Source organism: Pseudomonas sp. ADAK2 TE3594 (assembly GCF_053628675.1).
The window spans coordinates 2,979,601-3,004,169 of the sequence record NZ_JBRJGV010000001.1 but is presented as its reverse complement, the minus strand read 5'-3'; the positions used below and the strand labels follow the sequence as shown (position 1 = coordinate 3,004,169).

17 protein-coding genes are annotated in these 24,569 nt (G+C 59.4%); 6 read left to right on the top strand and 11 right to left on the bottom strand.

What is annotated here, in order from left to right; all coding sequences use genetic code 11:
* Nucleotides 1-17: 17 nt before the first annotated feature.
* From AB7M22_RS13490 to bcsQ, 5 genes are read right to left on the bottom strand one after another with little or no spacing between them, the layout of a single operon-like run.
* Nucleotides 18-3,878: a cellulose synthase subunit BcsC-related outer membrane protein gene (locus tag AB7M22_RS13490; protein WP_454186665.1), complete on the bottom strand. Its 3,861-nt coding sequence runs from the start codon at nt 3,876-3,878 to the stop codon at nt 18-20.
* Nucleotides 3,854-5,095 carry a cellulose synthase complex periplasmic endoglucanase BcsZ gene (bcsZ, locus tag AB7M22_RS13485; RefSeq protein WP_454186664.1) on the bottom strand — a complete coding sequence of 414 codons (1,242 nt, stop codon included), beginning with the start codon at nt 5,093-5,095 and terminating at the stop codon, nt 3,854-3,856. Before bcsZ ends, AB7M22_RS13490 begins: the two co-directional genes overlap by 25 nt.
* A gap of 7 nt (nt 5,096-5,102) precedes the next feature.
* Nucleotides 5,103-7,361, bottom strand: coding sequence for a cellulose biosynthesis cyclic di-GMP-binding regulatory protein BcsB (gene bcsB, locus AB7M22_RS13480; RefSeq protein ID WP_454186663.1), 2,259 nt, complete (start codon nt 7,359-7,361; stop codon nt 5,103-5,105).
* 41 nt (nt 7,362-7,402) lie between these two features.
* Nucleotides 7,403-9,634: a UDP-forming cellulose synthase catalytic subunit gene (gene bcsA, locus AB7M22_RS13475; protein ID WP_454186662.1), complete on the bottom strand. Its 2,232-nt coding sequence runs from the start codon at nt 9,632-9,634 to the stop codon at nt 7,403-7,405.
* Nucleotides 9,631-10,797 (bottom strand): cellulose biosynthesis protein BcsQ, encoded by a 1,167-nt coding sequence (gene bcsQ, locus AB7M22_RS13470; protein WP_454186661.1) that lies wholly within the window; start codon nt 10,795-10,797, stop codon nt 9,631-9,633. The genes bcsA and bcsQ overlap by 4 nt, the downstream gene beginning before the upstream one ends.
* A 680-nt stretch (nt 10,798-11,477) precedes the next feature.
* Between bcsQ and nspC the strand changes: the two genes are divergently transcribed.
* Both nspC and AB7M22_RS13460 read left to right on the top strand, forming a co-directional pair.
* Entirely contained in the window at nt 11,478-12,575 is a 1,098-nt protein-coding gene (gene nspC, locus AB7M22_RS13465; RefSeq protein WP_008010364.1) for a carboxynorspermidine decarboxylase, read from the top strand.
* A gap of 27 nt (nt 12,576-12,602) precedes the next feature.
* Complete coding sequence (locus AB7M22_RS13460; RefSeq protein WP_454186660.1) at nt 12,603-13,838, top strand: saccharopine dehydrogenase family protein; 1,236 nt, start codon at nt 12,603-12,605, stop codon at nt 13,836-13,838.
* A gap of 105 nt (nt 13,839-13,943) precedes the next feature.
* On the opposite strand, the gene AB7M22_RS13455 is transcribed toward AB7M22_RS13460, so the two are convergent.
* The 3 genes from AB7M22_RS13455 to AB7M22_RS13445 form a co-directional block, all read right to left on the bottom strand.
* On the bottom strand, nt 13,944-14,624 hold the full coding sequence (locus AB7M22_RS13455; protein ID WP_454186659.1) for a class I SAM-dependent methyltransferase: 681 nt from the start codon (nt 14,622-14,624) through the stop codon (nt 13,944-13,946).
* 78 nt (nt 14,625-14,702) lie between these two features.
* On the bottom strand, nt 14,703-15,323 hold the full coding sequence (locus tag AB7M22_RS13450; protein ID WP_454186658.1) for a glutathione S-transferase family protein: 621 nt from the start codon (nt 15,321-15,323) through the stop codon (nt 14,703-14,705).
* Between the two features lie 227 nt (nt 15,324-15,550).
* The gene (locus AB7M22_RS13445) at nt 15,551-16,192 is read right to left on the bottom strand and encodes an HD domain-containing protein (RefSeq protein ID WP_454186657.1); all 642 of its coding nucleotides are present in this window, start codon (nt 16,190-16,192) and stop codon (nt 15,551-15,553) included.
* 105 nt (nt 16,193-16,297) lie between these two features.
* Here AB7M22_RS13445 and AB7M22_RS13440 point away from each other — a divergent pair, with 105 nt between their 5' ends.
* The gene (locus AB7M22_RS13440; RefSeq protein ID WP_454188804.1) at nt 16,298-17,341 is read left to right on the top strand and encodes a GlxA family transcriptional regulator; all 1,044 of its coding nucleotides are present in this window, start codon (nt 16,298-16,300) and stop codon (nt 17,339-17,341) included.
* Between the two features lie 42 nt (nt 17,342-17,383).
* On the opposite strand, the gene AB7M22_RS13435 is transcribed toward AB7M22_RS13440, so the two are convergent.
* From AB7M22_RS13435 to AB7M22_RS13425, 3 genes are read right to left on the bottom strand one after another with little or no spacing between them, the layout of a single operon-like run.
* Nucleotides 17,384-18,001, bottom strand: coding sequence for a TetR/AcrR family transcriptional regulator (locus AB7M22_RS13435; RefSeq protein WP_454186656.1), 618 nt, complete (start codon nt 17,999-18,001; stop codon nt 17,384-17,386).
* Nucleotides 17,988-18,839: a 3-hydroxybutyryl-CoA dehydrogenase gene (locus AB7M22_RS13430; RefSeq protein ID WP_454186655.1), complete on the bottom strand. Its 852-nt coding sequence runs from the start codon at nt 18,837-18,839 to the stop codon at nt 17,988-17,990. The genes AB7M22_RS13435 and AB7M22_RS13430 overlap by 14 nt, the downstream gene beginning before the upstream one ends.
* A 13-nt stretch (nt 18,840-18,852) precedes the next feature.
* Entirely contained in the window at nt 18,853-20,037 is a 1,185-nt protein-coding gene (locus AB7M22_RS13425; protein ID WP_454186654.1) for an acetyl-CoA C-acyltransferase family protein, read from the bottom strand.
* 131 nt (nt 20,038-20,168) lie between these two features.
* On the opposite strand from AB7M22_RS13425, the gene AB7M22_RS13420 reads away from it, so the two are divergent.
* From AB7M22_RS13420 to AB7M22_RS13410, 3 genes are all read left to right on the top strand, one after another.
* Complete coding sequence (locus tag AB7M22_RS13420) at nt 20,169-21,185, top strand: AraC family transcriptional regulator (RefSeq protein ID WP_454186653.1); 1,017 nt, start codon at nt 20,169-20,171, stop codon at nt 21,183-21,185.
* Nucleotides 21,186-21,493: 308 nt separating this feature from the next.
* Nucleotides 21,494-23,275 carry a type I secretion system permease/ATPase gene (locus AB7M22_RS13415; protein ID WP_454186652.1) on the top strand — a complete coding sequence of 594 codons (1,782 nt, stop codon included), beginning with the start codon at nt 21,494-21,496 and terminating at the stop codon, nt 23,273-23,275.
* Entirely contained in the window at nt 23,256-24,569 is a 1,314-nt protein-coding gene (locus AB7M22_RS13410) for an HlyD family type I secretion periplasmic adaptor subunit (RefSeq protein WP_454186651.1), read from the top strand. The genes AB7M22_RS13415 and AB7M22_RS13410 overlap by 20 nt, the downstream gene beginning before the upstream one ends.

The following is a 24,569-nucleotide window of genomic DNA, read 5'->3' as shown; positions in this document are numbered from 1 at the left end:
CGAAAGCTCCAGAATGATCAGTTGGAATAAGGCGAGGTGTACGGGCTGACCGGCAGGCTCATGGGGCCGCTGATGTCCTCGAACTGGTAGCGCAAAGACAGGGCACCGCTGAGTTGTTGGTAGTCGTGGGCGTTGTCCAGGCCCAGATTGGCGCCCAGCAGGAAGTTCGAAGCGACCTTGTATTCGGCCGCCGCGGCGACGCTGTAGCCGATCCCGGTTTTGTTTTGCCCTTCGTAGCGCAGGCCCGAGGCCGCTTGCATGGCTTTGTCGTTGGGGAAATAGTCGGCGCTGTCCTGCTCGAAATGCTGCACGCCGACCGAGCCCTTGACTTGATACGTCAAGCGTCCGGTGCGTTGTGCCCAGGTCACTGGCACGCCCAGGGCGAAGAACGTCTGCGGGCTGAAATAGCCACCGTGGCCATAAGTGAAATAGTCCTGATTGTTGGTGTAGCTGATGCCGGTCATGCTCAGGCCGACGGTCAGCTTGCTGTCTGTTGCATTTTGCAGGTACCAGTAGACACCGCTGCCCAGTTCACTGCGGTTGTTGGACTTGACATGGTTGCCCAATAGCTGATGCCAGGAGGCGTAGCCATAGACGCCGACTTCGTTGTCGTCAAAGCTCAACTGGCCACGCCCGCCATTGGCGGTCACGCCGCCCCAGGACTGCCCGCTGCGTTTGTCCGTGGTGCCGGCAAACGAGGTGACGCTGTCAGTCACCGGACGTCGGGAAACGCTCACGCCGTAACGGACATTCGAGGAGTCGCTTACCGGGCGATCAATGCTGATGCCGCCAGTGGCGGTGGTGTATTTGAAGCCGAGCGGGGTGGTGCCGAGATCGGCTTTGAAGCCATCCGCGGGTCGTTGAATAGCGACGGAAAGGCCGACACCCTCGGCTTTTTGCGAGCCGACACCGTCGCTCTGCGCACCGCTACCGAAACGCGACAGCGCCTCGCCGCTGGCACTGCCGGCGTTCAGCGAGACCGGCGTCACGCGCAGGGCGACGCGGCTTTCATCCAGCGGGATATTGATTTCCAGCGGTGTTTCAACATCGGTCAGTTTGCTCAACCCCGACTCACTGTTGTTGCTGCGAATGCTCACGCCCTGGGTGACGTAGGCACTGCGCTCTTGGAGGATTTTATTCAGTGCCAGTTGCGCGGGGCTGATGTCCTCGCTCACCAGTGCTGCGGGCGGCAGCTGCGACTCGAATCGATTGCTCGCCTGCTGCGACCTTGGCGGGGCGTCGATGCCAAAAGGGGTGTAAGACTTCACGCTGCCCGGCATCTCTTGGACCGGTGGCGGTATCGCTGCCAGCAAGGTGTCGCGACTGACCTCGCTACGTGGACCCGAAATCCCAGCAAAAGGGTTGGGCGCCACCGTCGAACCGGCCAGTTGGCCGCTCTGGCTCCTGCGTTTCTCGCTCTGTTCAATGGCCACCGCTTTGCGCAGCAGATCGGTCGCCGTGCCGGTCTGGCCCATGTTCTGGTAGCGGCGGGCGGCCTCTGTCAGGGTTTGAGGGTTGCCGGATTCAGTCTTGAGCAGCTGTTGCAGTGCCTGTTCGGCAAAGGCCGTGTCCTGTGCCAACACCGCCGCGTCGGCGGCACCCAACAGCAGTTGCGGGTCGTTTGGCTGGCGTTGTAACAGCGGTTTGTAGAGTTCGAGGGCCTTTGCCGTGTCGCCGTTGGCCGAGTACATCCGCGCCAGGGCCGCGACGGCCGCACTGTCACCGGGACGTTGCGCCAGTGCGGGCGCTAGCGTGTCATAAGCGCTGGCCAGATTGCCTCGTTCACGTAACTGGTCAGCCTGGCGAATGCGATAGAGATAGAGCAGGTCGTCGAAACGCTTGCGAGCCGGCGCGTTCAAGGGCCTGTTCTGAAGGTCGCGCAGAATCTCGTTGACCTGTGCGTCTTCTCCGGTTTTAAGCAGGACAGCGGCATATTGCAGGATGAAATCCGCCGAGGGCGCCGTGGTGTTTTGCAACTGGCCGCGCATGAGGGCCAGCGCTCGGGTCGGCTCGCCGATGTCGACATACGCCGAGGCCAGGCTCGCCATGCGATCGGGACTGTTGTTGGCCATTGGCTGAATACGATCGAGCAAGGTCAGGGCTTCCTGGCGCTGGCCGCGCTTGCCCAACTCGATCGCTTGGCGCAGTTGCAGGTTGAGGCTGACATCAGCGGCCAGCGCGTCCATGTCCGGGGTGCGCTGGTCGGGGCGCAAGCGTCCCAACGTGGTCTGGGCGGCTTTCCACTCACCCATCTGCACCGACAGCAAGGCGCTGACGTAAAGCGCATCGGCATTGTCGGGGCGGGCCTGGAGCATGGCGTTGATCAGGTCCCGAGCCTTTTGCGGTTCGCCCATCGCCAGATTCAGGCGGGCCAGGGCGAAACGTGTCCAGATGTTGTCCGGCTCAACGCGCAGTGCGTCTTGCAAGGCGCTGCGCGCAGCGGGCAGGTCATTGCGTTGTTCGGCGAGTGCGGCCAGTTGCGTCGCGCGCAAGGCTTGCAGGCGTGCGGACTGGCCGATCCTGGCCTGTCCGGTGGCGGGCAGGCTGTTGATCAGTTGCAGGGCTTCATCGTTCTTGCCGCTCTTGAGCAGCACATTGACCAGCCCTTCCTGTGCCTGAGGGTCGTCGCGGCGCTGGTTCAAAATCTGCCGATAGTTGCGCTGAGCGTCATCGAACTGGCCCGCGCCGGCCTGAATATCCGCCAGGGCGAGGCGAGCATCCACCCCGTTTGGATTCAGCCGCAGCGCCTGGTTGACCAAGGCCTGTGCCTGGGCTGTCTGGCCTTTGGCCTGGGCGTCGCGGGCCTGCTGCAACGCAGACCAGTAGCGCACTTCGTTCAGCGCAACTTGCCAGCGGCTGCCGTCGTTTTGTCGTGTGGCCTGACTCAAGAGCTTTTCCGCTTCGGCCAGGCGGTGTTGCTGCTGGCGAATAACCCCAAGGCCACCCAGCGCATCAGCATCATCGGGCCGGGTTTTCAAGCGTGCTTGAAAAGCCTGTTCGGCGGTGGCCTGATCGCCTTCTTTGAGCGCCTTCAGGCCGCGCGCGACTTCGGCGGGCGGTTGCCATTCCTTGCTGGCCGTCGTTGCTACCTGTTGCTTGCCCTTGTTCATCTGCGCCCGGATTTCCACGTCATCCGGATGCGACTTGAGGTACGCCTCGAACAACGGCACTTGTGCCGGAGTGGGCGAACCGATCCAGGTCAGCGCCAGGCGCCAGCTTTCGTCGGCATCACCGGCAATGTCGGCACGCTGGGTCAGTGCGGCCAGGGCGCGGATGCCCTCGGCACGGCTGTCTTCGCGGCGCACCAGATGCTTGGCGTAAAACAGCGCGATGATCGAGTCGTTGGGCATCTCGCGTTGCAGGCGCTGAAATCCGCTGCGTGCCTCAACCCAGTCAGCCTGATTGAAGGCAAGGTTGTTGTAATACTCACGGCCGATCGTACCTTGAGGTGGACGGCCATCGAACAGCGAACGAAACACGGCGCTCGCCTTGTCACGCTCACCGGCATCGACGAGGCGCCGAGCCTCCTCCAGACGCTGCTGGTTCTGCGGTTGGGCCACACCGATGTCCTGCGCCAATTGCAGTGCTTGCCGAGGCGCTGGCTGGATGGCCTGCAAGCGGGCGAGGTATTGCTGCGCCTGTTGTGGCTTGCCCTGTTGCACGCCGATCAAGCCCAGGCCATACAGTGCGTCAACCTGGGTCGGGTCCAGCAGCAGGACTTTGAGCCAGACTTCCGCAGCGCGTTGAGGGTTGTTGTGCAACTGCCAGTATTGCCCTTGCTCGACGAGTAATGCTTGTGGTGTCGGACTTTGAGCGTGTGCAGCGGCCGTCCATGCGCTCATGACGGCGATGGCTAGCGTGCGGTGGTGCGCGTGCATGCGGTCTCCCAGGAGAGTTTCAGCGTTCCGTCTTCCCGGAATCGGTAATGTTTATCTGCCCATCCGAGGGCGAACAGGCTGAGCATGAAGTTGTAGTAACGCGGCGGACCGGCGTCGGCATCAGGCCTGGCCAGTGCCTCGTGCAAGGCGAGCTCCACGCGGCGTCGCTGCTGATCGGCCAACCCGGGGAACCCCTTGGCCTCTAGGTAGGGAATCAGTGCAGCCCAGAATCCGAACGGGCTCTGACCCTGAACACTGCCGTGGAGAACCTGGACTGTTTCCGGGGGGGAACCCGTCGCGACAGTGCTGCGAGCCATGCCGTCCAGCCGTTTGAGCAGGCGAGCTGACAGCGGTTCGGAGGTATCGCTCATGCCCAGCCAGAGGTACACGCGAATGGCATCGTAGCTGCCCGCGTCGCCGTGGATCGGGTCGCTTGTGAAGGCACCCGATTGCGCTGAAGTGCCTTGATAACCGACCCAGTCAGCGACGAAACCGTGGCGGCTGGATTGGGCAATCATCGTCGCGGTGTTGTTGGCAATCGCTTGCCAGGGCCCGGAGGGTGCTTCCTTGGCCAGCCGCCGTAACAGTGGCAGTGGCAGGTAGCTGGGGTTCAGGCGCCAGAGAGCGTCCGGCTGGACGAAGCCTTTTGGTCCAGGCAACACCATCGGGCCCAGCCCGGGCAGCGTGACGACCAATTGCGTTTCAATCGTCGCCATCAGGTGCAGGGCGTCCTGGTGATAGTCCGGCCGATGCCACAGGCGTGCGGCTTCGAGCAAGGCGTAGGCGATCCACAGGTCGGCGTCGGCGGCCGAATTGGCGTCTTGCAGGCGCCACTGACCGTCCGTGCCTTGCCCCCATAACCAACCCGGCAGGCGTGTGGCGGTGGCGGAGCCTGCGAGGTTGGCTGAGGTCCAGCGCCAGAGTTTGTCAAAGCGTGGCTGATCGTTGCCGATCAGCGCGAAGAGCATGCCGTAGGACTGACCTTCAGAGGTGCTGTGATTGTTCTCCTGGCTCGACTCCAGAACCCGGCCGTCGGTCTGGACGAAGCGCGCTGCATAGGTTTGCCACAGTGGCCAGGCTGGCGACTCACAGGATTTCCCGACCGCTATCGCAGGCGCCAGCAGTGCAAGCGCAAGCACGGCGCCCAACCTGCGCGTGTTACCGCGCAGGCACTGGCGAAGTGAAACACCCCGGCGGCTCATGGACGACACAGGCATGCGCGGCTCATTGACCAAGACGACGTTTGGCCCGTAAGCGCAGGGCCAGGTAGGCCATCGAAGCAAGCAACAGGATCCCCAGGAGGGTGAACAGCATGAGCGCCACTACGTTTTGCGAGAGGTACCACTGCAGATAGCGCAATGGGCTCAGGCTCCCGACGTAGTAATCCTGCTCGGCGACCAGCGATTCGACATGCTTGCCCCTGACCACCACCAGACTGCCTTGCAACTCGCGGGCGTTTTCTTCGCTGCTGAGCAGGGCGTTGGTCACGTCGGCCAAACCGTTGGGCCTTGCGCTGGCGATAAACACCACACTGCGCCCACTCTTGAGCGGCGATTCGAATCCAGTCAAATAGGCACTGCCGTCGTCAGCGGTAAACCTGAAGCTGCTGCGCGCTTCACGCAGATTGGTTTTCGTATCCGGGCTGATCCAGTTGCGCACACGCAAGGGCAGGTCAGACAGTTCAAAGTACTGCGCAGCCTCTTCGCCCTTGGCCGGCAGAAGGCTTTGCCATTGCGCAAGCAGCGGCTGATTGTTGCCCGAGGCGAGTACCAGCAAATCCCGGTCGCTTTGCTCGGCCACCTGGTCGGCGTGGACCACCTTCACGCCGGTGGCCGGATAACCGGTGGAGTCGCCGAAGCGGCCCAGCAGAGTCAGGTAGGCGCTCAGATCGGCCGGGCCTGGCTCGTTGGGCAGGATCACCGAAGTTTCAGAAAGGTCGGCCATGCGAGTGAACGGGAAGCCACTGTCCTTGAACACCCCGAGGTTGGGCATGGCCATGAAATGTTCGTATTGGCTGAGGTCCAGGGTCGAGTCCGGGTCGATCACACCGCGCATGTTGTCGATGATGATGTCGCGGCATTCGCCCTGTTTGACGTAGTCATACATGAAGCGAAATTGCAGGCGTGATTGCAGCGCTACGGAATTGAGCGGCAACAGCATGCGCGAGGTGCGGGCCAGGCTGTCGTCGGTTTTGAGCATCGCCAGCAGGCTGTCGCTGTTGCCGAGTTTCTCGATAGAAGGCAGATCGATCGACTTGATGAAGGTGTCGTTGAAGTTGACCAGTAACGAGGAATTGGTGGAGACCGGTTGCGGCGTATAGCGGTATTTCAGGTCAAGTTGCGCGCCGGGCTCACGCCAGTTGAACAGGTCGGGTGGCAAGCGCAGCGCAACCGTCATTTGCCCCGGGTTATATCCCGACACATTGAGCTCTGCGGGCTTCGCCAGTTCACCCAGGCGAACCGGGCGATCGGAGGGCAGCCAGTTAGGCGCGTCGTACGGTCGGCGTGGCTTGAGCGAGTCGATCCGGTCGATCACTACGCTCTGCCCGGAAAAGGCCGAGCCACCGAGGGCCAGCGCTGTCGCGGCGACCTTGAGATCGGCACCATCGCGCCCGGAGACGATCAGCAGTTTGCCCTGAGCATCATTCGGGTTGCTCACGAGCGTCAATGTCGGCCCCGTGGCCTCTTTGATCGGTAAGCCACTCAAGGCCGTTGATTCGCTGCCGCTGACAAACACCACGGCGTTGCCTTTGGCCGGCAGGCTGGTGAGGCTGGCGGGGAAGGTGGCGCCGCGGTAGCTGGCCAGGGCGCCAAACCAGGATGACAGAATACCGGCGGCCTCAAGCTCAGGGCCGCCCGGGCGCCCGGTGAACACGAAGGGCAACTTCAGGGGCGAGGCGTCTCGACGATCGAACAAGGGCAGCGGCAGGGCGGCCAGGTCGTTGGGCTGTTTAATCGAGGACACCTGGAGGCTCAGCTGACTCTCGTTGCCGATCCTGGCCCACAGGCTGGAGTGCAAAGGGTCTTCACATTGCATTGTGTAGTGACCGATGAACTGCAGGCTGAGTCGGTTGAATTCGGTGATGGCCTGCGGCGGAATCTGTACGGTCCGGGTCTGCAATTTACCGGCCTCTTCCTTCGGGAGGGGCAGGCTGGCGGCTACTTGATCGTTGACCAGCACATTGATCTGCGAAAGGTCGGCCAGCAGCGCCGGTGAGTAGCTGTACTGCAGCGTGACCTGCGCAGCCGTGACGACTTCATCGGCGCGCACATCGAAGTTCACACTGTCGGTAGCCTCCACGCCTTTAAGGGTCATCGAATAGCTTTTGCCCAGCTCCTTGAGGGTGCGGGTATAGCTGTTGCCTGGGACATCGGTGCCGGGCAACGCGGCGACCGGCATCATCGCCGGCTCTGTGGCGCTGATTTGGGCGGTAGCACTCAATGCCCAGCCGCTCCAGCCCACTAGCGAGCAGGTGATCAGCATGAGTGAGCGACGAGGAAGAAAGGTCCGGCGAATGGAAGGCTTCAAGATCGTTGCGTGTCCGCGGTGGAGTCGATGGGGGATGGAGTGTCCGGGCGTTTGCGCAGCAGCGCCTGGCTGTCCTTTAGGGTTGCTACGAACAAGCGCAGGATGGCGCGAAAGCCAATGCTGCTGACCTCGCGCAACGCCGACATGGGCGCGTCGAGGCGGCCGTTACCCCACGTGTTGGCCCAGGTGTCGGCCCGTGAAAAGGTCAGTCGCACCAGCTCGCTTTGCTGGCGCAGGGTCAACGCCTCGAATTGCACGCCCGCCACGTTGTCGTTGCTGAAGACTGTTTTTGCGGGAAAGAGGCTTGAGGGCGGTGTGCGCAGAATGCACAGTCGCAGCTTCTCATTGACGCTGAGCAGAACCTGCGGTGGCAGTGCCAGACCCACGCCGTTTTGTGAGAAGTCCCGGGTTACGCAATCGAACCAGGTGCCGTCTTCGCGATAGACGCGCACGGGCAGATCCGCGGGCACCCTGGGTTCGTTGCGCACCTGAGAGGACTCAGTGGCCACCGCCACGGCGGTGCTGACGATGACGATGTTGTACACGGTCCAGGCCAGGTTGATCAGCAGGGTAGTGGCCTCGGCAGAATCACTCCCGATCAGTTTCACCACGCCGATCGCCAGACCGATCATGTTCAAGGTCAGCAGGACGATATAGGGCCGCGCGAGCTTCCAGTTGAAATAGTCCTTTTCAATGGTGCCGCCCTTGTCGGTCACGTTGAATTTGCCCAGCGAAGGGCTGATCAGGGCCAACAGCACCGGTCGCATGATGTACCAGGCCAATACCGACTCATACACCTCGTTCCAGAAGGAATGGCGGAAGCGCCCCTGGATGCTGGAGTTGGTCAGGCTGGAATGGAAAATATGCGGCAGTACATAGACCGTGACCATCAATGCCGAGGCATGGAAAATCTGCGCGTCGAAAAACAGATAGGCCAAGGGTGCGGTCAAGAACACCAGGCGGGGCAGGCTGTAGAAAAAGTGCATCATGGCGTTGAGGTAGCAGATGCGCTGCCCCAGGTTCAGTCCTTTGCCAAACAACGGATTGTCAGTCCGAAAAATCTGCGCCATGCCCCGCGCCCAGCGTATGCGCTGGCTGATGTGTCGGGAAAGGCTTTCGGTGGCCAGTCCCGCCGCTTGTGGAACGGCGAGGTACGCGGTATTGAAACCACGGCGATTGAGCTTGAGTGCTGTGTGCGCATCCTCCGTCACGGTTTCGGTGGCGATGCCGCCGACTTCCAGCAAATGAGTCCGACGCATGACCGCGCACGAGCCACAGAAGAAGGCCGCGTTCCACAGGTCGTTGCCGTCCTGCACCAGGCCATAGAACAGCTCACCTTCATTGGGTACCGAGCGAAAGGTATCGAGGTTTTTTTCGAACGGATCGGGTGAGTAGAAAAAGTGCGGCGTTTGCAGCAACGCCAGGTTCGGGTCCTTTAAAAACCAGCCCATGGTGATCTGCAGGAAGGAGCGGGTGGGCACGTGGTCGGCGTCGAATATGGCAATGAACTCGCCATCGGTGACTTTGAGTGCCTCGTTGAGGTTGCCGGCCTTGGCATGTTGATTGTTGTCGCGGGTGATGTAGTTGACACCAATCTGCTGACAGAAAACCTTGAACTCCTCCCGGCGTCCGTCATCGAGCATGTGCACCCGCAGTTTGCCCTCGGGCCAGTCAATGGCTTGAGCGGCGAGCACCACCAGTTTGACGATACCCAATGATTCGTTATAGGTAGGAATGAAGACGTCTACCGTCGGCCATTCTGCGGGCGGCTGTTGCAGAAACTGCGGCTTGCGGTGCAGCGGCCAGGCGGTCTGTACATAACCGAAGACCAGGACAAGCAAGGCATACAGTTCGGCCAGCACCAGCCCGTAGCCAAATACGGCATCCTGCCAATTCTCGAAGTTCAGGGTGTCGGACAGGCGCCAGTACATGTAACGCAACGAAGCGATCAGCGAGAGGGTGATCAGGGTCAGGATCGCCAGGCGCCCGGCTTGTTTGCGGATGACCAGGCTGGCGGCAAAACAGACGGCGGCAAACGCGGCCTGGGAATACAGATTCAGCGGCGCAGTGAGGATACCCAGCATCAACAATGCCGCGATCAGCCCGGCTGAGATCTTCAGGCTTTGGCGCCAACGCACGGGCCATCGACTGACGCGATCCTGGAAAGTATCCAGTAGCCCCTGCAACCGCCACGTCTTTGGAGGTAGCTGATTCAGCTGGGCGGTCATGGCGTGCCCTGCTGGCTGGTAGCATCCGCGAAAAGCAGGGCATGGACCGCGCCTGACAGCGAAAGAATGTCCTGACAGCCAATGCTCTCAGGCGCGTACTGGAAGAGGTCCCGACCATAGGCCAGCGACTCGTTGAACTGGTGATCGAGACGAATCGTCCCGATCAGGTCAGCGCCGAGCCGCCGCACAAACAGCACACCCATGTCCCTGCTGAACGAACGCGAGTCATCCCGTTGGTTGAGCACATACCGGTGCCGCTGCGCGCGTCGTCGGGTGGTTTCCAGCCACTGGGTCATGGTGTCCAGTGCCAGGTAGGAGGCCGCGTCGGCGACCGTCATCACCAGCACCAGATCGGCGGCGTCGAGTGCCTGTTGCGAGTAGACGGTCGCCCCCGAAGGCGTGTCCAGGATCACGGTATCGTTTTCGCTGAGGTCCATTGACGCAAGGTGCTGATTCAACCAGTCAGAATCTTCAAGCATCAACTGCCTGAGCAAGCGCCGATCATTCATCTCGCCAGTGCCGAAGGGCAGGCACTCACTCTCGCTAAAGCCCGGCAGGCGATGAGCGCCCCAGTTTGCGCCTTGCTCTTTGAGCTGGATCAGCCCGGGAACCTGCCGGGTGATACCCAAGTGGCTGGACAGCGCGTTCTGAGGGTCCAGATCAATCGCGATGGTGCGCCCGCCGGGGTGCCGAAGTGTTTTCGCGAGGCCAGCGGCGACGGTGCTTTTACCCACCCCACCGTTCGCCGAAACAATAGCAATGACCTTCGCCTTGGTCCGCTTGCGAGTCGTTTCTGGCAGACCGTCTCGACGAACCTGATTGAGTTCACGCAACAGGTCGCTCAATCGCTGACGGTCACCCGTAGCAGAACTCGCAGGTGGCTCGGTCAGGGGAGGGGATTTGGGCGAAGGTGGCGAGAGGACAACATTCTTCACCGGCTCGACTGGCGCGCCAATCAATAAAGAAGGTTGTGGCTCGTCCAGTAGAAACACGGGGGGCGTTGGTGTTGGGGGAGACAATACCGCCGACGGTTCCGGCTCAACCAGCGCAGGTATAACCGGGTCGTCTTTGAAATCTTTATAATTGGGTTGTATTTCCTGGTAAGTCTCTGCGTTGGCGCCAAAACGTGTAAAGAGTTTCGTAATATCGTCTACATATTTCATGCGTTGTACCAGGAATGAAATAACTCAGAAACTCAGCATTCCATTAACTTGCAAAGTTGATGCATCGTCTGGGCGTTGGCAGAGTGCCATTAATCTAGGGTGCTCGCGTCTGGGTGTCAACGATTGTTATAAAAAGTCAGCGAGGCTTGTTAATGTTAATTTGAGTGTTATTAAGATGTTATGTTATTTGCGGGAAGTGTGAATGTTAGAATGCGTCTAATAATGACTGTTGATGATGTGTAAGGGGTGTGCTTGTCGAGAGAAATAACTTCCGATGCGATGAAGTGTGAATATTGATTGTCTTTGAGCATTTGATGTTGGGTTATGTATTAAAGAAGTTGACTGACGTATTTGAAGAACAATGTCCAGATCACGTACCTGGTGTCGAAGTTCCTCTCTGAGAAAAAACCGGACTTGCAGGAGCCAGGCTTGCCGGCGAAGGCGTCCTTGAGAGCGCCTTCGCCGGCAAGCCTGGCGCCTACAAATCCCGCATGAACCTTTGGTCATACCCTCCAGGAAATTCACGACCACGACCAGGCAGTATCAAGTGGCGCGGCGCCCCGCTATACATCATTCTGGACAGGACACTCAGCGATCTGGGCTTTCTGCTCTTTCGATATGTAGCCAGTGAAGGCACAATGCGCATCCTTTTTTTGGCTGGCCTTGCCGGAGGCCTCGAAATGATCAAGACGCCGTACTACCTCATCGACAAACAAAAGCTGCTGGCGAACATGCAGAAGATCGCTTATGTGCGCGAACAGTCCGGGGCGAAGGCCCTGCTGGCACTCAAGTGCTTCGCCACCTGGTCGGTGTTCGACCTGATGCAGCAATACATGGACGGCACCACGTCGTCGTCGCTCTACGAGCTCAAGCTCGGTCGGCAGAAATTCGCTGGCGAGACCCACGCCTACAGCGTGGCCTGGGCCGACGACGAGATCGAGGAGATGCTCGACAACTGCGACAAGATCATCTTCAACTCCATCGGTCAGTTGCAGCGCTACACTGAGGCTTCAGCAGGCAAGGTGCGCGGTCTGCGGGTCAATCCGCAGGTAAGCAGCTCGGATTACCTGCTAGCCGATCCGGCGCGGCCATTCAGCCGTCTGGGCGAGTGGGATCCGGTGAAAATCGAGCAGGTCATCGAGCAGATCTCGGGCTTCATGTTCCACAACAACTGCGAGAACGCCGACTTCGGCCTGTTCGACCAGATGCTGTGCACCATCGAAGAACGGTTCGGCCATCTGCTGCACAAGGTTGAGTGGGTCAGCCTGGGCGGCGGCATTCACTTCACCGGTGAAGGCTATGCGATCGACGAGTTCTGCGCGCGGCTCAAGGCCTTCTCGCAGAAATACGGCGTGCAGGTCTACCTGGAACCGGGCGAAGCCGCCATCACCCAGAGCGCGTCGCTGGAAGTCACCGTGCTCGACACCCTCTACAACGGCAAGCACCTGGCCGTAGTGGACAGCTCCATCGAGGCGCACATGCTCGATCTGCTGATCTATCGCCTGAATGCCAAGCTGGCGCCCAGCGAGGGCGAACACACCTACATGGTGTGCGGCAAATCCTGCCTGGCCGGCGACATTTTCGGTGAGTATCAATTTGATCGTCCCTTGGCTATCGGCGATCGGCTGTCGTTCATCGACGCAGCGGGTTACACCATGGTCAAGAAGAACTGGTTCAACGGCCTGAAAATGCCGTCCATCGTAGTGAAACAACTCGACGGTACAGTCGAGGTGGTTCGTGAGTTCGGTTACAACGACTACATGTCCAGCCTTTCGTAAGCTGGCAGAGAAGGAGAGAGAGAAAAATTGAAGAAGAACGTGCTTATCATTGGTGCAGGAGGTGTCGCCAAGGTGGTGGCCCACAAGTGCGCGCAGCACAACGATGAACTCGGTCGTATTGCTATCGCGTCGCGCAACATCTCCAAATGCCAGGCCATCATCGACAGTGTCAAGGCCAAGGGCAGCCTCAAAGAGCCCGCTGACATCAAAGCCTTCTCGCTGAACGCTATGGACGTCGAGGCGACCAAGACGCTGATCCGCGAAACCGGATCGCAGATCGTCATCAACGTCGGTTCTGCCTTCCTCAACATGTCGGTGCTGCGTGCCTGCATCGATACCGGCGTGGCCTACCTGGACACCGCGATTCACGAAGAACCGGGCAAAATCTGCGAGACGCCGCCCTGGTACGGCAACTACGAGTGGAAGCACCTCGAGGAGTGCAAAGAGAAGAACATCACGGCGATCCTCGGTGTGGGCTTCGACCCGGGTGTGGTCAACGCCTATGCAGCGTTGGCACAACAACAGTATTTCGACCGTATTGATTCGATCGACATTCTCGACGTCAATGCCGGTTCCCATGGCAAGTATTTCGCCACCAATTTCGATCCGGAAATCAACTTCCGCGAATTCACCGGACAAGTGTGGAGCTGGCAGAACAGTCAGTGGACCAGCAACACAATGTTCGAAGTCAAACGTACCGACGACCTGCCGGTCGTAGGGGCGCAGAACCTGTACCTGACCGGGCACGATGAAGTGCACTCCCTGTCGAAGAACCTCGGCGTGCCCAACGTGCGTTTCTGGATGAGCTTCGGCGAGCACTACATCAATGTGTTCACCGTACTCAAGAACCTCGGCCTGCTCTCCGAGCAACCGGTCAAAACCGCTGAAGGCCTGGAAGTCGTGCCGCTCAAAGTGGTCAAGGCCGTGCTCCCTGATCCGAGCTCGCTGGCGCCTGGCTACACCGGCAAGACCTGCATCGGCGACCTGGTAAAAGGCACCAAGGATGGCCAGCCGCGCGAAGTGTTCATCTACAACGTCGCCGACCACGAAGAAGCCTTTGCGGAAACCGACAGCCAGGGCATTTCCTATACCGCTGGCGTGCCACCTGTGGCGGCAGCCCTGCTGGTCGCACGCGGGGAGTGGGATGTGCAGCGCATGGCCAACGTCGAGGAGCTGCCAGCCGAGCCGTTCCTCAAGGCGCTGGATGTGATGGGCCTGCCGACCCGCATCAAGGACGAGAATGGAGACCGTCCCTGGAACTGAGGCGCGCCAAATACAGGTGAATCTCGTATTCCGCGCTAAACGCAAAAACGCCGCTCTTTGAGCGGCGTTTTTGTTTGTGGCGTCATTTGTCGGGCTTACCCCGGGTTAATCGCAATCACCCCGTTGCTCAGCCACCAACAACAACGACTGCGGCACAGGACTTTGCGGGTGCTGCGGTTCCTGCAGGCCAGCCAGCCGAAACCCGGCCATGTCCAGCGCATTGAGCCAACTGGACAACGTTCGGAAGTACCACGGCATGGGTTGCCACTGCCCCTTGAACCCATTGAAGGTCTCTTCCCGCCAACCATCCTGATAGTCGCCCGCCGCCGCGGTCCACGGATGCAGCGTCTGGATCACCAGCGCGCCGCCAGGGGCGAGCAGGGCGTTCATGGCGGCGAGCAGGGGGATGATGTCCTGGTGCAACAGGGCGAAGTTGGCGCAGATCAGGTCGTAGTTGTTGCCGATGTCCACCTTCGCTTCCACCAGCTCTTCATAGCTCGCCAAATGCACCCGCGAAGAGCCCGCCGCCCGCGCTGCTTCCACCAGCGTCGCATCGCCATCCACACCGACCGCCTCGATGGCCCGCTCAGCCAGCGCCCGCAACAGCCAGCCCTCGCCACAGCCCAGATCGAGCACACGCTCGGGTTGGCGGCCCAGTACCGCCAGCAGAATTGCCTGGTCGGTGACCTTGAGGCGGCTTTCGATGGTGCCGGTGCGGATAGCCTCGATCCAGGATTGGGCGTTGTGGTGCCAGCTCTGGAGGAGGGTGGATTCGGGTGCGGGCATTTCGATGTCCGGAGTTGTTGGGTGGATGAAAGGATAGGACAAATGCGGGTGTAAAAAATAAGATCTGCGCAGTAGCGCTTAGTGATTTTGGAACGCTTTCAAGCCTCGCTGTACGGCGGGCCTGGATTCAATCGCGTTGAACCAGCGCGATAAGCGTGAAAGCACGGCCCAATCCAGCCGGTCACGCATTGATGCCGCAATGGTAAAAGCAGAGATGTCCGCCATGGAAAACTGATCTCCGGCCATGAAGTCGTCGGTAAGAAACCGTTCCGCATAGACAAGTTGTTCAATCACGCGCAGTTCGATGACTGTAGCCGCATCAATTAATCCCGCCTGGCGCAGGAAAAATGCGGCATGGCTGGGCCCGATTACGTCCGTTACGAAAAAGAAGTAACGATCAAATACCCGGTCGCGCTTTGCTCCACTATGTGCTGGTGCGAGCCGACCGGGAACTTTTGCATCAGCGAACTGAATGATTGCGTTTGATTGGTTAATGATCAGCGGGGGTGTCGATGTATGGTCGACCAGAGTTGGAACTTTTCCTGCCGGATTAAGCGCAAGGTACGACAAGTCGTGATGCTCATTCGCTTGCAAATTCAGTCTTCGTGCGGTGTAGGGGATACCTGCTTCTTCCAAGGCTATTGCAGCCCTCAGACTGTTGCCGGTTTGAGCGCCATACAGCTCTATTTTTGGGGGCATCAGGCACTCCTTGGAAATGAATGGATAATCATTGGATGCTAAGTGAAAAGTGGCGTATGCGCATGTCTTCAAGACCAGGCGCATACGCCCATAGAGATCACACTTCGAACGCTTGCCGGTTTGCGCGTACGAAGTCACCCACCGTTTGAGGCAGTAAAGGAACACACATTGCTCGCGCCGATATCACGTATCAGGCGTTACCCATTCACGAATGTTGCGCAGAGCAGTCAGCTGTCGAAAGGAGCGTGATCAATCAGGTCGCACACATTCGGGCAATCGAACCCGTGCACGTGACGACGTCCGACATCAGCGAGCCCAGTGCCAATCGCAGTGTGAGGTTTATTCTTGACCACTTCCGCGAGCGCTTGGGTAAACGCGGCTTTCATTCCAATGCGGGGGTAGAGGGCCAGCGTATCCTCGACCAGCGATGGCGTGATTTCCTCCAGCCGTAATCCCATCACGTCGACATGGGCGCCCATGTAGATCAGGGCGATCTCTGGCTGTTTGCGGTCGGCGATGCCGGCGCTGGAGTGAAGTGCGATCGCATCCCAAACGAGTTCGGCTTTCGATTGCGGGTAACCGTTTTCCAACAGGAAACGGCTGGCGGCGTCGGCACCGTCGACCTCAAAGCGTTGGTCGGCTGCAAACTCGTACGTCAGGCCCAGGTCGTGCAGCAGTGCGGCGAGATAGACGGCCTCGCGGTCGTATTTCAGACCTCGCTGCTGGCCGAGGAATTCGGCAAACCACCACGTGCGATGCACATGGTGCAAGAGCGCTGTCGAGTGAACGCGTTCGACGAGGAAGGAGGCCTTGCGAGCGAGTTCAGAGTCTGGAGCGCTGAAGCCGCCGATGATCACAGGTGTACTCATGTTTGCTCCCGGGGGATGAAGTTGGTTCGCTGTCGATTCTAAATAGTTGCAGTTGGCCAAATTGACTATTTTCAGATGATTTATGCCAATATTCGTGTCAGGTCAATGCGGGAGAACGCTGTGAAAATAACGACGAAATCAAACCATTCCTTTGTCGGCATAGCGCAGAAACGAGTGGTGATTTTGGGTTTGCCGCCCGTGGACTCGCTTGATGTGATCGGCCCGGCAGAGGTGTTTGCCTATGCGAACAACCTGCACCGTGGCGACTCTGCGCCCTACGTCCTTGAACTTGTTTGCGCGGGCGCCAATGAACACCTGGAGAGCAGCACCGGCATCGCACTCATGGCGCACAAGACGCTTGAACAGGAGCGTCTTGAAAACAAGGCGATCGACACGTTGATCGTGACGTCGGGCTGGAAAGCCATGGATCAGCTGGATCAGACGGCCATCGAGTGGATCCGCACGCGAGCCGAGAGCGTCAGGCGTGTGTGCTCGATCTGTGTCGGGGCCTTCGCCTTGGCCGAAACAGGGCTTCTGGATGGTCGAAAGGCAACCACCCACTGGCGGATGGCACGCAGCCTGGCCGATCGCTATCCCAACGTGCAGGTGGATCCCAACCCGATTTGGGTCAAAGACGGCAACCTGTACACCTCGGCAGGCATCTCGGCGGGAATCGATCTTGCGCTCGCATTGGTCAGCGAAGACCTGGGTGACGACATCGCTTTGGAGGTCGCGAAAAATCTGGTTCTGTTTCTGCGACGTCCAGGCGGCCAGGCACAGTTCAGCGTCGCACTTCAGTCGCAGCATGCGACAGGTTCGAACCTGGATGAGTTATGCGTATGGATCAGTGAACATCTACAGTCGGAACTTACGGTCGAGATACTTGCAGACAGGCTCGCCACCAGTGTGAGGACCTTGATTCGCATGTTTCAGAGGGAGTTCAAGACAACGCCTGCGAAGTACGTCGAGGACGTCCGGGTCGAAGCGGCCTGTCGGCAAATAGAGCTGGGAAGGCGGTCGATGGAGGAGGTGGCACGCCGATGCGGTTACCACAGCGTCGACGTGCTCAGAAAAGCCTTCGTGCGACGCATGGGGGTGAGTCCAAAGGAGTACGCACAACGTTTCGCGCCCGTTAACGAACCCGCTTAGGCATGCCCAGTGGTTATGAGCTGCTGATTCATTTGGGACGGATCAGTTCGGGGCGAGGCTTATCGTCTCATGTGTGCGTTTTGGCGCCAGCAACCGCTCGATGGCGCCACTCACCATGTTTTCCAGCAGATTATCGCGCTCTCGTTCATCCAGCGAATAGTGCGTCAACCAACTGGGCGCGCTGTTGAGCAAGGCGGCAATGGCATGACCGACGGCCATCCGACCCGGTTCACTGAGTCGGGGTTGGACGCCAAGCATCAGCAGCAACTTTCGTTCGTATTGCTCACGCAGTTGCCGGACCCGTTCCTGCTGCTCTTCATTGAGGCAACCGCTGTCACGCTCCACCAGACGAAAATGCCAGGGCATTTCCTGATGCAGATTCAGGTGCGCGCTGATCAATTGGTTGAGTCTGTCGCGTTTTGCCGGGGCCGTTTGTTCGATGCGCCCCAAGGTGGCCAGCAGCTCTTCATAGAACTCCTCGATCAGGTCGAGCAGCAAGTGCTGCTTGCTGGGGTAATGGTGATACAGCGAGCCCGTGGCGAGCCCAAGGGAGCTCGCGAGCTCACGCATGCCGACCTGACCGAAACCCTTGCTGGCAAAGAGCTCCAGCACCTTGTCCCGGTGTTCGGCGAAGCGTGAGCAACGCTCAGGCATAGGCATGGAAGCCGCGCCCCGTTTTGCGTCCCAGGTAGCCGGCGGCGACCATTTCCTTGAGCAGTGGAGCGGGGCGGTATTTGCTGTCGTTGAAGCCGTCGTAGAAGGCTTCAAGGATTGCCAGCACGGTGTCCAGGCCGATCAGGTCCGCCAACGCCAGCGGGCCGATCGGCTGGTTGCAGCCCAGGCGCATGCCGGCGTCGATGTCGTCGGCGCTGGCCAGGCCTTCCTGAAACACCAGGATCGCTTCATTGATCATCGGCACCAGAATCCGGTTGACCACGAATCCCGGACGGTTGCCGGCGGTGATTGCGGTTTTGCCGAGGGTGGTCGCCATGTCCAGCGCCAGGGCGTGGGTGGCATCGCTGGTTTGCAGGCCACGAATCACTTCGATCAGGCCCATCACCGGCACCGGATTGAAAAAGTGCAGGCCGATGAAGCGCTCAGGCTGGCTGACGCTGGCGGCGAGTTGGGTAATGGACAGCGAGGACGTGTTGGAAGCAATCACGCATTCAGCGCTGACCTGCGCGGCGATTTGTTGCAGCACGCGCAGTTTCAGGTCGAGGTTTTCGGTGGCGGCTTCGATCACCATTTGCACGTTTTGCAGGCTGTTGTAATCGGTACTGGTGCGAATCTTGTCGAGGGCAGCGAGCTTTTGCTCGTGCGTCAGCGTGTTTTTGGCGACCTGCCGATCGAGGTTTTTATCGACGGTCGCGATTGCCTTTTGCAAGGCACTCTCGCAGATGTCGATCAAGGTCACGTTGAAGCCGGCCAGGGCGCAGACTTGCGCGATGCCATTGCCCATGGTGCCGGCGCCGATGACGCCAATGTTCTGAAGATTCATGCGCATGTCCTTATCAAACCCGCTCGAACAACACGGCGATGCCTTGGCCGCCGCCGATGCACATGGTCGCCAGGGCATAACGGCCTTGGCAGCGATGCAGTTCGTGAATCGCTTTGGTGGCGATGATCGCGCCAGTGGCGCCCACTGGATGGCCCAGCGAGATGCCCGAACCGTTGGGGTTGACCTTCTGCGGATCGAAGCCCAGCTCTTGCGCTACGGCACAGGCCTGGGCGGCAAAGGCTTCGTTGGACTCGATCACATCAAGGTCGGCAACGGTCAGACCGGCGCGCTTGAGCACCAGGCGGGTGGCGGGAATCGGTCCCAGCCCCATCATCGAAGGTTCAACGCCTGCGTGGGCATAACCCACCAGTCGGGCCATAGGCTTGAGGCCTTGTTCCTGGACGACTTGCCCGGTGGCCATAATCAGTGCGCCGGCACCATCATTGAGGCCAGAGGCGTTGCCGGCGGTGACGCTACCGTCTTTTTTGAAGGCAGGTTTCATGCGGCTCAATTGCTCGGCGTTGACCTCAGCCCGAACATGCTCATCCGTCGCAAACGACACCGTCCCTTTGCGGGTCGCTACTTCGATCGGCACGATCTGCCCGGCAAAACGCCCTTCGGCAATCGCCCGGGCAGCACGCTGCTGGCTGAGCAGCGCCAATTCATCCTGGGCCTGACGCGTGATGCCATAGTGCTCGGCGATGTTTTCAGCGGTGATACCCATGTGGAAGCCGGCAAACGGGTCTTGCAGTGCCCCAAGCATGTAGTCGACGGCCTGCATGTCGCCCATGCGTGCGCCCCAGCGCGCCTGCGGCAACAAGTACGCGCCTCGGCTCATGGACTCGACGCCGCCTGCCAGCGCAGCGCCCGCATCCCCCAGCATCAAACTTTGCGCGGCACTGACAATCGCTTGCAAACCCGAGCCGCAAAGGCGGTTGACGTTGAAGGCGGGCGTCTCTTTCGTCAGGCCGGCATTCATCGCGACCACCCGGGAGATGTAGGCATCGCGTGCCTCCGTCGGGATCACATGTCCCATCACCGCATGGCCGATGTGCTCGGGCGCCAGACCTGATCGTTCGATAGCGGCGCGGCAAACGTCGGTTGCCAACTGAATAGGCGGCACATCCTTGAGTGAACCGCCAAAGCCGCCGATGGCAGAACGGACGGCGCTCACTACAAAAATATCGGAATGGTTCATGTCGGCTCTCTGAATAGGTCTTTTTTGTTGGGTACGAGTCTAGAATCAGCAGCGCCGCTGGCCTATGCCAAAACTGTTCAAGGGTGATGGCGTTTTTTGCCATATTCAGATGTAACGAGAGAGGCATTCAAATGCGGGAAACGGATTCGGTGGCGGTTTACTTCATGTACCCCATGATCCATGCGCTACGTGAGGAACCGCAGCGTCTGCGGTCAGTGCTTGAACAGGCGGGAATTGATCCGGCATTGATGGATCAGCCGACGGCACGGGTGCCGGCCACGGCTTTCGCCGCGTTGTGGCTGGTGCAGATTCGTGAGTTGAACGACGAATTTTTCCAGTTGGACTCCCACGGTATGCTACCGGGCAGTTTTGCCTTGATCTGTCGGGCATTGATTCAGGAGCCGACGCTGGAAAAAGCCATGCGTCAGTGCCTGGCCAATTTCGCCCTGTTCCTGCGCGATTTTCGTGGCACGTTGAGTGTGCGTGGCAAGCGTGCGGTTATCAGCTTGCAAACCCGTTCGCAGAACAGCGAGGTCAGCCGGTTGGGCGAAGAAACGTTTCTGGTGTTGATGATCAGTCTCCTGTGCTGGCTGGCCGGGCGGCGCATTCCTATCGATCGTGCGGACTTTCGCCATCAGCGTTTGTCGCTGCGTGATGATGCCTTGCTCTGGGGCCCCAACCTGACCTTTGGCACCGAACGCACCGAAATCGAGTTCGCCAGTCACTACCTGCGGCTGCCGGTGGTTCAAGACCTTGCCTCGTTGAAAGTGTTTTTGCGCACCGCGCCGCAATGGCTGGTGATCCGCTTCCGCAACCAGCATGGGCTGGCGTCGCAGGTTCATCAGCGCCTGCGCCACAGCCATTACAGCGAGTGGCCGACCTTGCAGGCCTTCGCCCTGGAGCAGCACCTGAGCCCCAGTACCTTTCGCCGCAAACTGGGACGTGAAGGCTGTTCGTATCAGGAAATCAAGGATGAAGTGCGGCGCGCGGTGGCGTTTGAACGGTTGCGCCAGAGCAAGGCGAGCATCAGTGATATTGCCGAACAGTTGGGATTTCAGGAGCCGAGTGCATTTCATCGGGCGTTCAAGAAGTGGACGGGGGAGAGCCCGGGGCGGTATCGGGTGCGGTTTCAGGATGGTTCTGAATGAGCTCCTGACAGGGATCGCACGGGTCAACACCATCAGCCCGGGCATCATCATTACCTGACTTGCCAAGGATGAAAAATCCGGACTGAAAAAACGCGCCAACGGGGCCATGCAGGTCCTGTAGGAGCCAGGCTTGCCGGCGAAGGCGTCCTTGAGAGCGCCTTCGCCGGCAAGCCTGGCTCCTACGAAAAGCGGTTTACTCGGGCATTGCGATGGAACAGACGTGTTCGAGGCGCTCCGGCCGATTGCTACACGCAGTCGTTCGGCATGATCTAAGCTGCAAAGGATGGTTTTTGCGAGCAGGGGTTTCAATGCGAAGCACACCTGAAAACAGCCTGAAGATTGCGTTGAAAGCCTGTAGAGACAGCTTTATTTCTGTTGGTTTCTTCAGCCTTTTCATCAACGCGCTCATGCTCGTGCCTACCTTCTATATGCTTCAGGTGTATGGGCGAGTTATAACCAGCGGAAGTCTGACGACCCTGGCAATGCTGACGCTGATCATGACCGGCTTGGTGGTCACGCTCGGCTCCCTGGAATGGGTTCGTTCGCGCATCATGGTTCGGGTCAGTACCCGGCTGGATGTGTTGCTGAGTCGCCAAGTCTATAAGGCCAGCTTCAAACGGGCTCTGGACAGTGGCGGCATGGATGCTTCGGCCCAGTCGCTCAACGACTTGACGGGCTTGAGGCAGTTTCTCTCCGGTCCTGGATTGTTTGCCTTTTTCGATGCGCCCTGGTTGCCTATCTATATCGCTGTGATGTTCATGTTCCATCCCTGGTTTGGTTGGGTAGCGACGGGCAGTGCGCTGTTGCTGTTATTGCTCGCGTTTATCAATGAGAGGCTGACGGGGCCGACACTGGCCCAGGCTAACAAGGAACATATAGGCGCGACGCTCTATACCACGAAAAATCTGCGCAACGCTGAAGTCATCGAGTCCATGGGCATGCTTGAAACCCTCATGGACCGTTGGGGACATCGTCAAAGAAATGTCCTGTTGCTGCAGGCCCAGGCGAGCGATAGAGGTGCCGTGATCAGCACGCTTTCCAGGACTTTCCGGATCCTGGTGCAGTCACTGATCCTTGGTCTGGGGGCGTACTTGGCCGTGGATCATCAGGTGGGGGCAGGCTTGGTGTTTGCCGGGTCCGTGCTGCTAGGGCGCGCATTGGCTCCCATCGATCTGATCATCGGCAGTTGGAGGGGGTTTATTGCGGCCCGCTCGCAATACCGCCGTCTCAACGACATCCTCGACAAGCAACAGGCTCAGCCCGAGCGTATGTCATTACCTGCGCCTCAGGGACATGTACAGGTAGAGAGTCTGGTCGTTGCGGCACCTGGCTCGAAAACGCCGATCATCAACAACATAAGTTTCAGCGTACCTGCCGGCTGCGTTGTCGGCATCATCGGTCCCAGTGCCGCGGGCAAGTCCACCCTGGCCAGGGCACTGATGGGGGTATGGGGGCCGCAGCATGGCGTGGTCCGGCTCGATGGCGCGGACATCAGCGCGTGGGACAAACAAGAACTTGGGCCGCATATAGGTTACTTGCCCCAGGACATTGAACTGTTCGAAGGCAGTATCAGCGAGAACATTGCTCGCTTCGCCGAGGTCGACTCCGAGAAAGTCATTCAGGCTGCCAGGACCGCTGGCGTTCACGAAATGATTTTGCAGTTGCCCGATGGCTACGACACCGTCATTGGCAGCGAGGGCCTCATGCTGTCGGGAGGGCAGCGCCAGCGCATCGGACTGGCCCGTGCCCTGTATGGCAACCCGCGGCTGATTATTCTCGACGAGCCCAATTCCAATCTTGACGAAGTCGGTGATCGCGCCCTGGTGGCAGCCATCCAGCAGCTCAAGCAGACCGGCGCGACCCTGTTTGTCATTACCCACCGAACCAACATCGTGTCGCAACTTGACCGACTCATGGTGATGAACGCAGGGGTTATCAGTCTCTATGGGCCACGCGAGCAAGTGCTCGCCGAACTTGCGCAGAAACAGCAGGCACAAAAGCACGCCATGTCGGCAGGCGCCACCATGGCTTCGGTCAAAACCAGCAAGGGCGATGCCGATGAACCCTACGATGCCCAGTCGTCAAATTGAAAGCTTCGCCGGCCTGCCGATATCTGATCGTAAAGCACGCCGCCTGGGCATTGGTATTGTAGGGGTGACCTTCGGCCTGTTCGGCACTTGGGCGGCGCTCGCGCCCCTTGACGGTGCCGCTTACGCGCCGGGGGTAGTCACCGTGCAGACTTACCGCAAAACGGTCCAGCATCCTGAAGGGGGCATCGTCAAAACGGTACTGGTCCATGACGGTGACATCGTCAAGCGTGGTGATCCGCTGATCATTCTTGATGATGCCCAGTTGCGCTTCGAATACGAGATGACCCGAGGCCAATTGGCCGCGACCAGAGCCATGGAGGCAAGACTCAGGGCTGAGCGCGACACACAGTCGGCGATCAGCTTTGGGGAGATAGCCGACCCGGACAGTCTGCGCGGAGTGGAGGCACGTCAGGGCGAGACTCAGGTATTCAACGCCCGGCAGGGCTCGCGGCTGGGTCAGATTTCGGTGTTGCGCGAGCGCGTTGGCCAGTTGAGTCAACAGATCAAGGGACTGGAGTCGATGATTGCTGCCAAGGTTCAACTGGAGAAATCCTACAGCGGTGAAATCGTAGAATTGACCGACCTGCTCAAACAAGGGTTCGTTGATAAACAACGTCTGCTCGAGCAGGAACGCAAGCTGGGGATGCTCAGGTCGGAGGTGGCTGATCACCGTTCCGCTATTAACAAGACTCGTCTGCAGATCAACGAAACACAGCTGCAGATTCTGCAAATCGACAAGGATTTCAATACCGAGGTGGTCAAGGAGCTGGCCGAGGTTCAGACCCGGATGTACGACCTGCAAGAGAAAACCTCGTCCCTGGAAGACCGGCTCAGCCGTATCGTCATCCGCGCACCCGAGGCGGGCATGGTGATTGGCATGACCGTGCACACCATTGGTGGTGTCGTGAGCCCGGCAACGCCGCTGCTGGATATCGTTCCATCGGTTTCCGAGCTGGTCATAGAGGCCCAGGTGGCGCCTGTGGATATTGATCGTATCGGCATCGGCAAGCGGGCCGATATCCGTTTCGGCGCGTTCAAAAGCTCGACCACGCCGGTGATCGAAGGCGAGGTCAGCAGCGTATCGGCTGACCGCCTGACCAACGAAAAGACCGGGACGGCCTATTACCTGGCGCGGGTCCGGGTAACCGAGAACGGCGCGCGTACCTTGGGTGAGCGCAAGTTGTTGCCGGGGATGCCGGCGGACGTATTGATCATCACCGGGCAACGCACGTTGTTGCAGTACTTGATGCAGCCGGCCCGCGATGCCATGTCTCAATCGTTGATCGAGGAATGA

Excerpts from the sequence above, each read along its gene's own strand:
- AB7M22_RS13490 (WP_454186665.1), bottom strand. The coding sequence starts at position 3,878 with ATGCACGCGCACCACCGCACGCTAGCCATCGCCGTCATGAGCGCATGG.
- bcsZ (WP_454186664.1), bottom strand. The coding sequence starts at position 5,095 with ATGCCTGTGTCGTCCATGAGCCGCCGGGGTGTTTCACTTCGCCAGTGC.
- bcsB (WP_454186663.1), bottom strand. The coding sequence starts at position 7,361 with ATGCTGATCACCTGCTCGCTAGTGGGCTGGAGCGGCTGGGCATTGAGT.
- bcsA (WP_454186662.1), bottom strand. The coding sequence starts at position 9,634 with ATGACCGCCCAGCTGAATCAGCTACCTCCAAAGACGTGGCGGTTGCAG.
- bcsQ (WP_454186661.1), bottom strand. The coding sequence starts at position 10,797 with ATGAAATATGTAGACGATATTACGAAACTCTTTACACGTTTTGGCGCC.
- nspC (WP_008010364.1), top strand. The coding sequence starts at position 11,478 with ATGATCAAGACGCCGTACTACCTCATCGACAAACAAAAGCTGCTGGCG.
- AB7M22_RS13455 (WP_454186659.1), bottom strand. The coding sequence starts at position 14,624 with ATGCCCGCACCCGAATCCACCCTCCTCCAGAGCTGGCACCACAACGCC.
- AB7M22_RS13450 (WP_454186658.1), bottom strand. The coding sequence starts at position 15,323 with ATGCCCCCAAAAATAGAGCTGTATGGCGCTCAAACCGGCAACAGTCTG.
- AB7M22_RS13445 (WP_454186657.1), bottom strand. The coding sequence starts at position 16,192 with ATGAGTACACCTGTGATCATCGGCGGCTTCAGCGCTCCAGACTCTGAA.
- AB7M22_RS13440 (WP_454188804.1), top strand. The coding sequence starts at position 16,298 with ATGCGGGAGAACGCTGTGAAAATAACGACGAAATCAAACCATTCCTTT.
- AB7M22_RS13435 (WP_454186656.1), bottom strand. The coding sequence starts at position 18,001 with ATGCCTATGCCTGAGCGTTGCTCACGCTTCGCCGAACACCGGGACAAG.
- AB7M22_RS13430 (WP_454186655.1), bottom strand. The coding sequence starts at position 18,839 with ATGAATCTTCAGAACATTGGCGTCATCGGCGCCGGCACCATGGGCAAT.
- AB7M22_RS13425 (WP_454186654.1), bottom strand. The coding sequence starts at position 20,037 with ATGAACCATTCCGATATTTTTGTAGTGAGCGCCGTCCGTTCTGCCATC.
- AB7M22_RS13420 (WP_454186653.1), top strand. The coding sequence starts at position 20,169 with ATGCGGGAAACGGATTCGGTGGCGGTTTACTTCATGTACCCCATGATC.
- AB7M22_RS13415 (WP_454186652.1), top strand. The coding sequence starts at position 21,494 with ATGCGAAGCACACCTGAAAACAGCCTGAAGATTGCGTTGAAAGCCTGT.
- AB7M22_RS13410 (WP_454186651.1), top strand. The coding sequence starts at position 23,256 with ATGCCCAGTCGTCAAATTGAAAGCTTCGCCGGCCTGCCGATATCTGAT.